12 protein-coding genes are annotated in these 14584 nt (G+C 46.7%); 8 read left to right on the forward strand and 4 right to left on the reverse strand.

Features of this window, described 5'->3' with window-relative positions; genetic code table 11:
• Nucleotides 1-17: 17 nt before the first annotated feature.
• Entirely contained in the window at nt 18-674 is a 657-nt protein-coding gene (locus tag AC58UX_RS28595; RefSeq protein WP_497259119.1) for a phosphatase PAP2 family protein, read from the reverse strand.
• 352 nt (nt 675-1026) lie between these two features.
• Here AC58UX_RS28595 and AC58UX_RS28600 point away from each other — a divergent pair, with 352 nt between their 5' ends.
• Together AC58UX_RS28600 and helD are read left to right on the forward strand one after the other, a co-directional pair.
• Nucleotides 1027-2532, forward strand: coding sequence for a malate:quinone oxidoreductase (locus AC58UX_RS28600; protein ID WP_497259121.1), 1506 nt, complete (start codon nt 1027-1029; stop codon nt 2530-2532).
• A 234-nt stretch (nt 2533-2766) separates the two neighbouring features.
• Complete coding sequence (helD, locus tag AC58UX_RS28605; RefSeq protein ID WP_497259123.1) at nt 2767-5196, forward strand: RNA polymerase recycling motor HelD; 2430 nt, start codon at nt 2767-2769, stop codon at nt 5194-5196.
• 70 nt (nt 5197-5266) lie between these two features.
• Here helD and AC58UX_RS28610 read toward each other — a convergent pair whose 3' ends face one another.
• Together AC58UX_RS28610 and spoVB are read right to left on the reverse strand one after the other, a co-directional pair.
• A complete protein-coding gene (locus AC58UX_RS28610; RefSeq protein WP_497259125.1) occupies nt 5267-5932 on the reverse strand; it encodes an SIMPL domain-containing protein in 666 nt (221 codons plus the stop codon).
• Nucleotides 5933-5973: 41 nt separating this feature from the next.
• Complete coding sequence (gene spoVB / locus AC58UX_RS28615) at nt 5974-7524, reverse strand: stage V sporulation protein B (RefSeq protein ID WP_497259127.1); 1551 nt, start codon at nt 7522-7524, stop codon at nt 5974-5976.
• 182 nt (nt 7525-7706) lie between these two features.
• On the opposite strand from spoVB, the gene AC58UX_RS28620 reads away from it, so the two are divergent.
• Genes AC58UX_RS28620 through AC58UX_RS28630 form a run of 3 tightly spaced genes read left to right on the forward strand, consistent with a single transcriptional unit; the run spans nt 7707 to nt 8965 of the window.
• Nucleotides 7707-8285, forward strand: a complete 579-nt coding sequence (locus AC58UX_RS28620; RefSeq protein WP_497259129.1) for a TetR/AcrR family transcriptional regulator — start codon at nt 7707-7709, stop codon at nt 8283-8285.
• Nucleotides 8286-8309: 24 nt separating this feature from the next.
• Nucleotides 8310-8651, forward strand: a complete 342-nt coding sequence (locus tag AC58UX_RS28625; protein ID WP_497259131.1) for a DMT family transporter — start codon at nt 8310-8312, stop codon at nt 8649-8651.
• The gene (locus AC58UX_RS28630; protein WP_497259133.1) at nt 8651-8965 is read left to right on the forward strand and encodes a DMT family transporter; all 315 of its coding nucleotides are present in this window, start codon (nt 8651-8653) and stop codon (nt 8963-8965) included. Before AC58UX_RS28625 ends, AC58UX_RS28630 begins: the two co-directional genes overlap by 1 nt.
• Before the next feature lie 46 nt (nt 8966-9011).
• Here the strand turns inward: AC58UX_RS28630 and AC58UX_RS28635 are convergent, their stop codons facing one another.
• On the reverse strand, nt 9012-9914 hold the full coding sequence (locus AC58UX_RS28635) for an AraC family transcriptional regulator (protein ID WP_497259135.1): 903 nt from the start codon (nt 9912-9914) through the stop codon (nt 9012-9014).
• A gap of 99 nt (nt 9915-10013) precedes the next feature.
• Between AC58UX_RS28635 and AC58UX_RS28640 the strand changes: the two genes are divergently transcribed.
• From AC58UX_RS28640 to AC58UX_RS28650, 3 genes are read left to right on the forward strand one after another with little or no spacing between them, the layout of a single operon-like run.
• On the forward strand, nt 10014-12215 hold the full coding sequence (locus AC58UX_RS28640) for a glycoside hydrolase family 88/105 protein (RefSeq protein WP_497259137.1): 2202 nt from the start codon (nt 10014-10016) through the stop codon (nt 12213-12215).
• Nucleotides 12216-12223: 8 nt separating this feature from the next.
• Nucleotides 12224-13045, forward strand: a complete 822-nt coding sequence (locus AC58UX_RS28645; RefSeq protein WP_497259139.1) for a creatininase family protein — start codon at nt 12224-12226, stop codon at nt 13043-13045.
• Nucleotides 13046-13060: 15 nt separating this feature from the next.
• The gene (locus tag AC58UX_RS28650; RefSeq protein ID WP_497259141.1) at nt 13061-14410 is read left to right on the forward strand and encodes a hypothetical protein; all 1350 of its coding nucleotides are present in this window, start codon (nt 13061-13063) and stop codon (nt 14408-14410) included.
• The last annotated feature ends 174 nt before the right edge of the window (nt 14411-14584 follow it).

Consider the following 14584-nt stretch of genomic DNA (forward strand, 5'->3'; position numbering starts at 1 on the left):
TTTGCTGAGGTTTATTGTTAACTCGACTTATTTTTGTTATATCGATTCTCCATATACCACTGAAAGATCCAAACGACTAACGTAAACCAACATCCACTAGCGAAATAAGCGCCTATTACATCACTTGGATAATGGACACCCAGATAGATCCGGCTAATCCCAATGAGAAGAATCATACTTATGCTGCTCAAAATGACCACGGTCCTGCCAAGCTTTGAGGGAACATGTCTCCAAAGTAGAAACGCTAGTGAAGCGTATAAGGCGAAGGCTGCCATGGAATGGCCGCTTGGAAAGCTGTAGCCCGTCTCTTCAATTAACCTGTGAAGGGTAGGGCGTTCTCTCTGATAGATGATTTTAAGCAGCTGATTCCAACCTACGGTGCCAACGAGCAGAATTAGAAACACAATGATTTCTTTGCGGTGATGCAGGAACTTAAATTGAATAAATAGGCTGCAAAGAAAAATGACAATAACAGCGGGTGTCGAACCTATATAAGTAAACACATGCATCACGGAAGTTAGCCATGGCATTTCCATCCCTTGAATCCATGAGATGATGGTGCTGTCAAAAGCTGCAATCCACTGCCCCTTTATCATGGAAGCCACTAGAGTAAAGCAAATGAAGAAAAGCATACTGAAAATTAGAAGAGTAGTGACTTTCCATTTAGATTTCATAATCAAGTTAACTCCTATCGCGAGTCAATTAGCTATTATTTTGAATGAATTTGGGCATACTTTTTATTGCTAATAATTGGAGTGTTTCTTTGCCTCTAGTCCATTGTACCCTAAAAGTCTCCTCATAATATGACAAGGACATGAACTCCTGCCCATGAGTGTAAGACTTCTTCGCTGCAGTTCTTGTCGTATCGCTAATAACTATCTATAATAGTAAGTAATATTTTAATCGAAAGTTTCATCATGGATCCAGAAAGGTGTATGACTAGGTCGCGCCCTGGCTTGCTGTAGCGCCTAAAACAGGTGGCGCCTACATCCTTTCTGCAAATTTTAGGGTATAAGGATGGTAAAAATGAGCAACAGAGAAACTAAAACAGACGTCATCTTAATTGGTGCGGGTATCATGAGTGCGACATTAGGGACAATTCTGAAAGAACTAGTACCTGATTGGAAAATTACCGTTTTTGAGAAGCTGGACAAGGCGGGTGAAGAAAGCTCCAACGAGTGGAACAATGCAGGAACAGGACATGCGGCACTGTGCGAGCTTAATTACACTGTCCAAAAACCAGATGGCTCTGTCGATATTAGCAAAGCTATTCAAATTAATGAACAATTCCAAGATTCCATGCAGTTCTGGTCTTATTTAGTTAACAACAAGCTAATTCGTAATCCGGAAGACTTTATCATGCGTTTGCCTCATATGAGTATGGTGCAAGGGGATAAAGATATTTCGTTCTTAAAGAAACGGTTTGAAGCGATGTCCAAGAACGCATTGTTTCAAGGAATGGAATTTTCCGAAGATCCTCGTAAATTGCAGGAATGGATTCCGCTTATTATGCAAGGCCGTCCATCGAACGAACCTATTGCCGCGACAAAAATTGACTCCGGCACGGACGTTAACTTTGGCGCTTTAACGCGCATCTTGTTCGATCATTTGAAGAGCCAGCAAGTCGATATCAAATATAAACATAGCGTTGATAATATGAGACGTACGCATGACGGTTCGTGGGAATTGAAAATCCGGAACGACAGAGGTACGGTCGAACGTCATACTGCGCAATTCGTCTTTATCGGTGGCGGTGGAGGCAGTCTGCATTTACTGCAAAAATCCGGCATTCCTGAAGGACGGAATATCGGCGGATTCCCGGTTAGCGGGATATTTATGGTGTGTAAAAATGAAGAAGTTATCGCAAAGCATCATGCTAAAGTTTACGGTAAAGCTAAGCTCGGAGCGCCGCCAATGTCAGTTCCGCATCTTGATACAAGATTTATCGATAATAAAAAATCGTTGCTATTTGGACCGTTTGCCGGGTTCTCACCAAAATTCCTTAAAACAGGTTCCATGTTTGACTTAGTAACTTCCGTAAAACCGAATAACCTCGTGACCATGTTGTCGGCAGGGGCCAAAAACATGTCATTGACCAAATATCTGATCGAGCAAGTTATGTTATCGAAAGAAAAACGCATGGAAGAGCTGCGGGAGTTTATCCCGAATGCCAAAAGTGAAGATTGGGATCTTGTCGTAGCTGGTCAACGTGTACAAGTTATCAAAGATACAGCTGCAGGCAAAGGAACACTTCAATTTGGTACGGAAGTAATCAGTGCCGCTGACGGTTCATTAGCCGCTTTGCTTGGCGCTTCGCCAGGTGCTTCTACCGCGGTATCTGTCATGCTGGAATTGCTTAAAAAATGTTTCCCGCAACATATCAAAGCATGGGAACCGAAAATTAAAGAAATGATTCCTTCATACGGTGTGTCACTGGTGAAAAATCCAGAGCTTATTGATGAGATTCATACGTCAACAGCTCGCTCGCTTGGTTTAAGTGAAAAGACGTTACAGGCTGCGCGTCAGAATTAATTGCATAGAAAAAAGAAGACATCATCCAAATGGACGATGTCTTCTTTTTTTTCTATAAATGAATTGTTCGCACAGAGATATTGTGATATGATGAGATAGCCATTTTTTTTATAAATTAAAAATGAGCATAGTTAGTTTATTTTATCTACACTTATATCATAGCATTATGGAAAGTACGTTGTCAAGGGTTATTTGCTTCTTTTAATAAAATGAATGAGGAGCGTGTTTGTTAGAATGAAACTCGATCAGGAATGGCAGCAGGAACAAGAGAGGCTGGAACTGGTTTCGGATAAATTGCGAGTGGCAATTGCTGAATTGGAACCAGAGGTAGTTGGGTTGCGCGGGCAGGTGGCGGACATTCGCAAGCGGTTCTGGGAAGAAGTGACGATCAATACGAGCAGCCATGAAGATTTTGAGGAAACTTTCTATAGCATTCGGCAACAAGAAGCGGTTTTGTCTGAACGGGAGCGCAGCTTCGGGAAACGGCAGCAGCGCTGGAAAAGCATGAAGCGGCTGCTGCAGTCGCCGTATTTCGGGCGCGTTGATTTTCAAGAGGATGGCCTCAGTGCAGCCGAGTCCGAGTCCATTTACATTGGCCTCTCATCCTTCGTAGACGAAGATGGCCTAAGCTTTCTGGTGTATGACTGGCGGACACCGATCGCAAGCATGTACTATGACTACTCACCCGGAGCGGCTGCCTATGACACGCCGGGGGGGAGAATCGAAGGGACGATGTCGCTAAAGCGCCAATACCAAGTCCGTGACGGACAGCTGCAGAACGTATTCGACACGAGCATCACGATTGGCGATGAATTGCTTCAGCAGGTGCTTGGCAAGGGCGCGGACACACAAATGAAGAGCATCGTGGCGACGATCCAGAAGGAGCAAAACGCCATCATCCGCGATGACCAAAGCCGTATGCTCATCGTGCAGGGCGCGGCTGGAAGTGGTAAGACGTCCGCGGCGCTGCAGCGGGTAGCCTACTTGTTGTATAAGCATCGGGATCGGCTTAAGGCGGATCAGATTGTGCTATTTTCGCCGAATCCGATGTTCAACAGCTACGTCTCAACCGTTCTCCCTGAGCTTGGCGAGGAGAACATGCAGCAGACGACGTTTCAGGAATACATCGAGTACTGGCTTGGCTCTACGTTCCGTCTCGAGGATCCGTTCGAGCAGATCGAATATATTTTGACATCGGAGGGGGCTCCCGGGTATGAAGCAAGACTGAGCGGAATTCACTATAAGACCTCGGAAGTGTTCTTGCGAGCTCTCCAGAGCTACGCACAGTGGTTGGGGCGGGAGGGAATGCTGTTCCGAAGCATCTCGTTCCAGGGCCGCGAGCTGATCACTGCGGATCAGATGCGCGAGCAGTTTTACAGCTACGACAGTTCCATCCGTCTGGCGAACCGCATTGAGCTATTGCAGGAATGGCTGCTGCAAGAGCTGACTGTGCTGGAGCGGAAGGAGCGGAAAGCGCACTGGGTGCAAGATGAGCTTGAACTGCTCGACAATGTGGAATATGCCGAGGTGTACAGCTCGCTCCTCAAGAAGCATGATCAAGAGGGGGCGGTGTTTGATTTTAACGAACAGTATACGGAGTTATATGGTGACCTGTACCAGAAGGAGGAAGAAAACTCGTTCGACTTTGCGACACAGGAAGAAGAGGGTTTACTGCGTCGGATGATCGTGAAGGAGCACTTCAAATCGTTAAAACGAGACGTGAAGAAGCTCATGTTTATGGATATGGTCGGGCTGTATGACCAATTGTTCATGGACGATGATGCTTATCGGCTGATGACGAATGAGACGGAGGTGCCGGAACGATGGCTGGAGATTTGTCAGCAAACGAAGGAGAAGCTGAGTCGGTTGGAGCTGTTTTATGAGGATGCGGCTCCCTTCCTATGCCTGAAAGAGCTCATCGAGGGCACTCGGACGAATACACAGGTGCGGCATCTTTTCATCGATGAAGGTCAGGATTACTCGCCGTTCCAGTTCTGGTTCCTGAAGCAGTTGTTCCCGCGCGCGCGGATGACGGTACTCGGCGATTTCGGCCAAGCGATTTTCCCGCAGGCAACGAATCTGCACGAGGCCGCCTCGCCGCTCGCACAGTTGTATGGTGAAAGCGAAACAAGCTTTTTCCGACTTGTACGAAGCTATCGTTCGACCCGAGAGATCGTAGAGTTTACGCAGGCAATGCTGCCAAATGGCGAAGAAATTGTGCCCTTCGATCGTAGAGGCAGGAAGCCTCAACTCTTGAGAACAGAAAGCGGGGAGACGAAAGCGAAGCAAATCATAGCGGACCTCGCTGCCCTAAAGGCTGAGGGCTTCACTTCCATCGCCATCATTACGAAGACCGCGGCGGAAAGCCGTGAGGCCTATGAGCTGCTCAAGACCCGGGGCGAGGCGCTGCGACTCATTGAGAAGCAGACGACCACCTTTGAAAGAGGGGCGATGGTTATTCCCGCGTATCTCGCCAAAGGCGTTGAGTTCGACGCGGTGCTCGTTTACGACGCTTCCTCACAAACGTATGGCTTGGAAAGCGAACGCAAGCTCTTCTATACAGCGTGTACCCGTGCGATGCATCGTCTTCATTTGTACGCAACTGGAGAGTGGACACCTTATATTCAGGAAGTGGACAGTGTTTTGTATGAGTTGGAGCAGTAGGGGATTGGAGCTTGTATGGAACCCATATTGCGAGCAAGCCTCTAGCGATGAATACGCTAGAGGCTTTTTGTTAAGAGAAGTAAAACCACGCTTGAACCTTCGCATGAAACACGATCTGCCCAGGTTGGATTGGAGTGACTGCATTGGCCACGAGTTTGGCAGACATATAGGGAGCTGGCTCAGAGGTTTGAAATAGTTCCTTGATTTGGTGTGGGGTAGAGGCAAGCGTTGCCCCTAATGTATGCGCAATCGTCAAAGCCTTCTGCTGTGCATTACGAATGGCTAGTGACAAGGCTTGTAACTCATAGGATTCCGATTGAATCATTGTAAATCGGATACTGGTAACCTCATTGGCGCCATTCGCAACGGCAGTATCAACAATAGTGCCTGTTTGCTCTATTTTGTCATTCATGATCTGCAACAAGTGAGTTACTTTATAGCCCCTGAAAATTTGTGTTCCATCCTTATAATCGTACTGGATATCGATTCGATAATCAGTCGTTTGTATCTTTTCCCGCGGTATAGCAAGTTGGAGTAGGGAATTGATGATATTCGTTGTCAGTTTAGCATTTTCGGTTTGGATTTTACTTAAATCGGGCCCTTCTGTTACGGCCCCAAGTACAATTACGGCGCGATCGGGAGCGGCAGTCACACTTCCTTCGCCTACGACTTCGATGGTGGAAGAGTGGTTCAACTGTGAAGAAGCGGACCTGTAAAATGGAGGATATGTATACATATAAGGGCTCCTTTCTTATAAAGGACAATATCTGACTGTACCTACCATGGAATCGAGAAGCGATTCCGCATGCTTTTCCCATTCAATGCACCGGTTAATACGAGCGCGGCGAAATAGAGTAACAAGGATGAGACGATGGAAAAGACGACACACCATACCTGGGGCATCCCTTGGTTGATAACATAGGCATAGATCCAGTGTCCACAAACCAGCATCAGCATCATACAGAGAGCAACTTTGACATAAGGCCGAATACTCCAATAAAATCCGATCGAGCTTGAGATGGAAAAGAAGTTCAACATCGTTTGCACCACAATGCCGATCCCGATGCCGAAGGCAACGCCGATAATACCAAATTGGCTGCCGAAGACGAAGATCGAAATCGCCCTGATTCCGGTGGCGATGATGTAATTCCATAGCGTAGCTTTCGCGCGGCCGAGTCCGAGCAGAATCGCATGAAGCGGCGCGTCGAAATAATGAAGAAAAAACATCGGCGCCAGTATTTTTAGAAGTAATCCTGCTTCTGGGGCATGATAGACAAGAGTCGTGAGTGGAGTTGCCCACTCATACAAAATAACGGTTGCTGGGGCGCCGATCAGAAGTCCCAAAATCATAGCTTGATTCATCCGCTCGTGGATGAGCAGACTGTTCTTGTTCGCGGCTGCTTCACCGATGGCAGGAATGAGCGCGGTAGATAAGGACTGCGTGATGAAGCTTGGCATGAACAGCAGCGGAAACGCGTAGCCAGCCAGCATACCAAATTGCTTCGTGGCTAACGCTGTCCCGATGCCGGCCATCGCCAGGCTAGTTGTAATAAGCAGCGGTTGGAAGGTGCTGTATACCGAATGAATAACGCCATGCCCTGTCGTCGGCAGGCCGATCTGCAGCAGCTCACCGAGTGTGCTTTTTCCTTGTTTTAGATGGCTGGCCCAAGTCTCACCCGGCATCTTCGATTCACCGTTAAGCTTGTAGCTTGTGACTAGGAATAGCAGGCTGATCACTTCGCTGACAACAGAGGCAGCCATGGCTCCGGCAGCCGCATAGGCGACGCCATAGGGCAGCAAGAGGTGGACCAGCGCAAGCACGCAGGCGATTTGAACGGTATGCTCCAGCACATCGGAAGCAGCAATGGTTTTCATCCGCTGCATGCCGCGGAAATATCCCTTTAGTACAGCGGAGACAGCGACGATCGGCGCGATCGGTGTAATCGCCAGCATCGCGTAATAAGCGCGTTGGTCGCTTAACAGAATGGAGGCAATCCACTCCGAGCCGAGTAACGATATCGTCGTAAGCGCTACGCTCAAGAAGCCTGTGACAGCGAGAGAGACATGCAGGATGCGCCGCACTTTCAGCCGTTCGCCGCGAGCGTTGGCCTCTGCGACCAACTTTGAAATAGCCACCGGCAATCCAAGCTCAGTAATCGTAATGACGAGCGGGACGAGCGGATGAGCCATCATTAAGATGCCGATTCCCTCGGCGCCCAGTACGCGAGCGATATACATGCCGCTGATAAAACCGAGAATACGGTTGATAAATGCAGCGACAGACAAGACGAACGTACCTCTCATGAACGATTGACCATGTTGTGACATGACTTGTGTCCTCCTGTTTATCGAATACTTAAATATGTATTCAATAATTGGAAAAGCATGCGAACAAGCCAGTTTTGATGTCATTTTAGATAAAGAACGAGGTGTGGGACGACTGTCGCAGGTTGCCCTTAAAAGGATCTCGTGATATGATATCCTGACGAACGTTCGGAAGGAATGATCATATGACTGCAACAAGGATCAAGGAAATAGCGCTCACTCATTTTGCTAAAAATGGCTATGAAGGTGCATCGCTCGCAGATATAGCTGCAGATGTCGGAATTAAGAAACAATCCATTTACACGCATTTTAAAGGGAAAGATGAACTATTTCTTGCTCTGTTTGATGAGGTACTGGCGAAAGAATTGAGTTTTGTTCATACGTATCTCGACAGCCATAACCATCTTTCCATCGATCAACTTCTTTATGGCTTTCTAATCCAATATCAAGATCGGTATGAACAGGATGATAACACCAAATTTTTCTTGCGCGTGGCCTTTTTCCCGCCATCCCATCTCTATGACGAGATTGTTAAGCAAGGTTACGGTTATCTAGACACACTTGAGAAGATGATAATGCCTCTATTCGATCAGGCTCTAAATAAAGGTAGTATTAGCCCGGAAGTCAGCAGCGAAAAAGCAACTGTTGCTTTTTCTGCGGTATTGGATGGCATGTTTGTGGAATTGCTATTTGGAGGTTCTGCGCGGTCGATGAAAAGGATTGAATCTTCTTGGTTCGTTTTCTGGCGTGGTATCAAAAAGTAAAGTAAGCAGCAGGAGGTTGTACACATGAATCGTTATTGGATCTATATTTTTGTTGGTGTCATTTTTGAAGTGATATGGGTGACAGGGTTAAAACATTCGGATACGACATGGACGTGGCTAGCTACGATCATTGCCATATATATTTCCTTTCATCTCGTCATTAGTGCGTCTACCAAACTGCCAGTGGGAACGGTATATGCCGTCTTTACAGGTATGGGGACAGCGGGGACGGTATGCGTGGAAATGCTGTTTTTTGGAGAGCCATTCCAGCTTCTTAAAGTATTCCTTATTCTGCTTCTATTATCCGGTGTTTTTGGTTTGAAATTTGTGACAAATGTTCAAGATGAGAAAGGAGCTGCAGCCTAATGGGTTGGTTTTTTCTCATATTTGCGGGGATGTTTGAAGTTGTTGGCGTCGTTGGTATGAATCAGATTAATAAAGCGAAGAATATTCGTGCCTTTATTATTTTTATCGTAGGTATTATTATGAGTTTTGCCTTTCTAAGCCAAGCGATGAAAAGCCTGCCAATGGGTACGTCTTACGCGGTTTGGACAGGAATTGGTACGGTTGGAGGTGCAGTTGTTGGGATGCTGTTCTATGGGGAATCTAAGGATTGGAAGAGGATTGTCTTCATCGCGATGGTGTTAAGTGCTGCAGTAGGATTGAAATTAATTTCTTAATGGTATTAAAAATAATCATGATTAACTAAAAACAGCGCACATTCCCTTATAAGGAATGTGCGCTGTTTTTGCGATATTGGTGCGGAGAGGATCCGATATGAGTTTTGAATAACTGACAGAAGTAAGACACATTGTTCAGTCCGACAGCCGTGGAGATGTCATGAATGGGCTCCGATGTGGTTCTGAGCAGCCAACAAGCTTCCCTTAACCGTTTGGCTGTTAAGTATTCCGTAATACTGCTGCCGGTAAATTTGCGAAAAAGATGAGATACATGAGTGCTATTTAAGTGTAAAGATTCTGCCAGATCTTCCAGCTTGAAGGGATGCTGATAGTTGTCATCAATCCATTTCATGATGTGTTCTACATGATGAGTAGGGCGTAGAACGGAGGAAGCGGGGTCCTGCTTATCTAGCCAGTGGACTCGCAGACCTTGGAGGAAGGCGATCAAGAAGATCGTGAACACTTCCATGTGTTCTTCTTTTGGAGTCACCTGCAAATCATATTCTAATTGCTTCATCTGAACGTTCCATTCCGGCGGCAATTCAGACAAGTATAGGACTTGGCAGGTAAGAGTGTCTTTCCACAAAGAACGGAAAAAGCTCTGCAATTTGGGCAACGTGCTCAGCATGTTGTCTACAATAGAAGGTTCAAATAAAAACTTCGAGCGTTCGTAGGATTTGTCTGTTGATGTAGTCAAATCTATTTTGACCCGATGCAATTGGTAAGGTTGGAAAAACATCAATGTGTTTGGTTTAATTTCGTACATAAAAGGATCAATGATGACGGAGCCTTCCCCTTCATGCACATAGATAAATTCCATGCCTTGGTGAGCATGATAAATGTCCCAAACAGCAGTCGTTTGGCGGCGATACGTCATTTGGACCGGATCCGTATTCAGTTGAAAATCCTTAATGAGATTCAGTAGGACGACCTCCCCTAAACAAATCACAATACAACAACATTTTAACACAATGCAGGGCAAAGACAATATGATACGATGTGGCTACAATGAAATCATAATCACGATTTCATTAAGGAGCAAACCCAAATGATGACAACTCGGCATTTTGACAAGCAGCAAAGTATAGAAGCACGATGCGGCTCGAATACCCCGCGTATCTTAGAAAATATTGCTAACCACTATATCGGGACACACCCTTCAAATTCATTCACTTGGCGGTTGTATAGCCGGCAAGGTTTTAAGCAGCTGGCAGATGCCAGATATGACCTTAACTTGGGAGAGAAGTTTCCCAATGCGACAAACGGACAATTCGGCTATGCCTTCACACAAATATGGAGCGATACGGATCGGGTGATCGAGTCGGCACTAAGCTGCTATGGACCAGCAACGGTGTATGTTAATGGCCAACAGCTCTATAAGACAGAAACGCTTGATGAGCTGAACCCCGCGAACAAACGTCATTTGAAAATACCGCTGAGTTCGGGTTGGACGACGATTTTAATTAAAATGCGTAAAACGCCAGCCGGGTTCGGCTGCATCCTAGGAACGATTCGCAGCAAATGGACTACGCCTCCTGCCTTATCTCCATTCAGCGAGCGAGAAGGTCAAGCAGGATGGATCTACTCACTTCCCGTAGATGAGGATGTGTTTAAAGCGCATGCGTTGCCTGTACTAGGTCAAAGTGAAATGGAGTCTGGCATTGAATGGCGACCATCGCTGAAATGGGAAGCAGAGCAGATGAAGCAACCTGTATTCACTAGAATGTTTGGGGATCAAGTTGAAGCGGGTCAATATGCGTATGGTTGGACGCGTCTCATTTGCCAATCTCCAGGGAAGCAGCGCTATTCCTTTAGGGGGAGCAACCAGAGTGCAGCACTCACCGTGTGGATCAACGGCACAGAAGTCTTCCAAGCGCAGGCCTTAGAACCTATCCATTTTGACATCGATCTAGCTTATGGGCAGCATCAACTCTTGGTACGGTCACTAAGCGGCGGGAAGAATTGGGGCTTTCAATTAGACATCTATCAAAATGGTCAGTTATGTGAGGTCGAGCTTCCGCATCCTATCCAAGGTACTGAAGAACGCTGGCTGTATGCAGGACCTTTTCAAAGTAAAAAGGTGTATACGCCTGCTGAACTGCAAACGATGTATACCGTTTGGGAACCAGAAAACGGAGGCCTCTACTGGCGTCTGGATCAACCGGATACGTGGGTTCGTCCCTATTTGGAGAATACGAATCATGCGCGTTGGAACTATCCGCTTGGCGTCACGCTGTATGGATTACTGCAGGCAGGCAAAATGCTGGGGCGTGATGACATCGTAGGTTACGTGACGAATCATATATCGGAATGTACGAAGCTTTACGATTATGCACGGTGGGATCGCAAACAGTACGGCTTTCCTTGGGTAAACCATCAGCTAGTTGAGTTGGATATGTTGGATGATTGTGGTTCGTTTGGATTTGCCATGCTAGAGGCTTATTCAGAAAGCCAGGAAAGCACCTATTTGGAAGTAGCTGAAGTGATCGCAGACTTCATATGTAACCGTCAGGAACGTAGAGAGGACGGGGCGTTTTATCGGGAAAGTCCTGGTTATTATATGGAAAAAACGCTCTGGGGCGATGATCTGTACATGAGCACTCCGTTCATGAAACGCTATTATTTACTCACGGGGAATGTAGCGGTTCTGGATGATGCGGCTGAGCAATTTGTAGCTTATAAAAAGTATTTATACATGCCTGAGCTGAAAGTTATGTCGCATGTGTATGATTTCAAATTTAATACAGCCACCTATGTGCCATGGGGCCGTGGGAACGGTTGGCCTCTATTTTCGCTGTCAGAGCTATTGGAAGTATTACCGTTGGCTCATGCTCGCAGAGGAGAGTTAGTTGCCTTTTTTCAAGAGATTTGTGAGGGATTGCTTTCACTTCAAGGGGAAAATGGGTTGTGGCATCAAGTCCTGACTCATCCTGATTCCTATGAAGAGACTTCCTGCACGGCCATGTTCATTTACGCTTTCTGTCGAGGTTTGCGTCTGGATATCTTGAAGGATAACCGTTCCGCATTTGAAGCGTCCATTAGGCGTGCTTGGAAAGGATTAACGAGCAGGGCGGTCGACCAGTACGGCAATGTGCATGGTGTGTGTACGGGGTCCAAATATGCGTTCACCGCTGATTATTATAGGGATGACTTGCCATGGAAGACCAACGATACACACGGTATCGGCATCGTGATGCTGGCGGGTATTGAAGTGGAGCGATTGAACAATTATTGGGCCAGTGGGGAGTGAGGTGGACCATGAACGAGGAAGTTAGATACCACATGCTTCGCCCTGAGCAAATTATTGCGAGAAGAACGGCGTGTCCGGTCGTTTACATCCCTATAGGCACGCTGGAATGGCATGGCTTGCATAATCCAGTCGGAGCCGACTCCTTGCAAGCAGAGGGCATTGCCATCCGATGTGCACAAAAGGGGGGCGGACTTGTATTTCCGCCATTGTACTACGGCGAAAGCCGGGTAGAAGGCTTAATGGAAGCAAATGCAGCGGACAGACAGCAAATTGCAGAAATGATGCAGCTGAATCCGGACAATTTTCTTCCGGAACGAATGCCTTTTTCCGCTATGGAACAAGTGATTAATTACGAGAAGCTCCTCCTGCATATCCTTGCCGAGGCGGAATCGCTCGGCTTTCGGGTAGGCGTGCTCGTTGCTGGGCATTATCCATTAATCGATCATGCTAGAGCGGCAGCGATGCTGTTCAACAAGCGGTTGTATAGTCGCAGCAGCACTGGCATGCAGGCTTGGGCGTTTGTTGATTACATGCTGGTGGAAGACCGGTACGATTGTGCTGGGGATCACGCTGCCGGGTGGGAGACTTCGCACATGATGGCGCTTCATCCGGAGACGGTTCGACTAGACTTGCTTCCTCCGAAAGGAGAGTCGCTTGTCGGTGTCGGAGGTGTAATGGATCCGAGGGATTCAACCGCAGCTTTCGGCAACGAGACGATCGACTTGGCTGTCGATATTGCTGTCAAAGAGACGTTGCATCGCTTGGAGAACAGAAGCATGTATTTCCGACATGGGCACTCGTTTCGAGAAGGATTATGGAAACAGGAATGAACAGGGGGTGCTGACATGAGAGATGAAAAAGATTTTGAAGGATTGCAGCAGCGTATGGAAACGGAGCAAAGCTTTCTGAAAAATCGTTTTTTGCGGCCTGTGGATACAAGCAACGAGCTGAAGCATTTACTCTGGCAGGAGCTGGCGCTGTCCAAGTTAATCGGAGGGTGGATACCGGCCATTCCGGTATACGAGCAGAAGATTCAACTTGGTCGATTATGCTATGTGCATAATCGGAATGTGAAATGCTTGTATGAACGAATCGAGGAGCTGCCTGGCGGTATGCATGACAAGGATTGGATGCCTGATATTACGAGGGAGGCATTCGAAAGAATGTTCGGCGCACCAGATGAACACACTTTTCTGGTCAGTTACTTATATATCCATCGACATCTCTATACCCAATATGATGCATTGGTGGCTAAACTGGATCCGGTGTTAGATGCGCCTACACTGGACCAGATCAAGATCATCTTCATCGAACGGGAAGCCACTCAGCGCTGGCTGCATGAGCAGTTGCAGTTTGTTCATTGTGGAAGTGAAGAAGGTTCGCGAGGGCTGGCGGAATGGGAACGATATATCCTTACGGTCTGGGCCGTTTTCCAAGCAAATGCGTTTGCAGATGATGCGAACGCTGTGACCTGGCCAGTTAACCTGGTGCAAGATCCAGCGGGTCCGCTTCCGGAGAAAGCAAAGCTGGAAAGCAAATATCCGCGATATACGAATCCGAAACCGCAAAAATCGTATACGGATACCAGTATGTCTGTGCTGCATGACAGTGTGAAACAAATGATATACATCTATGCGACTGAGATTTTTGCTGGAGAGACGTTGTCCTGTATTTATTATTATGTGGATCGGATGCCATTGCCTTTTTACTTTGATTTGGCTCGTCATATGTGGGATGAATTCCGTCACAGTCAGATGGGGATGCGCCGATTGCTGCAAATGGGTTATTCCGTCGACCAATTCCAGTGGCTGGGGGGTCCAGGCAAGCAGGATGTTAAAGAACACTTTACCGAGTTGTATTCCAATCTAACCATGCTAGGCGAAGCTTGCGGCTTCAAGAAGAAGAGGAAATCGGCAGAAGCGTTTTGGAAATTTGGTGATGTTTTATCTGCGATTACCTGTGAATTTGATTTGATTGACGAACGCCGCCATATTGATTTTTCTGTGAGATGGGGACCGGAGTTGTTCAAGAAGGCCGATATGATTATCACTTATCAGGAAATGGCGGAAATGACGAGAGTACGTCGCTTAACCGAGCTTGAAACGGTATCCGCTGAGGAGATAGCTAAGCTTGCGAAAAACTTCCCAATTTTCTGCAGCTTCCACACATCAGAACTGGCATATCATAATTATTGAAATTGACCAAATATTCATATTTATAAAAATACTTCATTGACATGAATAAAGTGACGATCTATAGTTGAGATAAGCTTGAAAACGTTTCCAGTATGTGAAAAAAAGTGAGAGCATATACAAGGGGGGATATAAGGATTCTTTACAACTTATCATTCGCAAATCCCAAAAAGGAGG

Source organism: Paenibacillus sp. J22P90 (assembly GCF_059692195.1).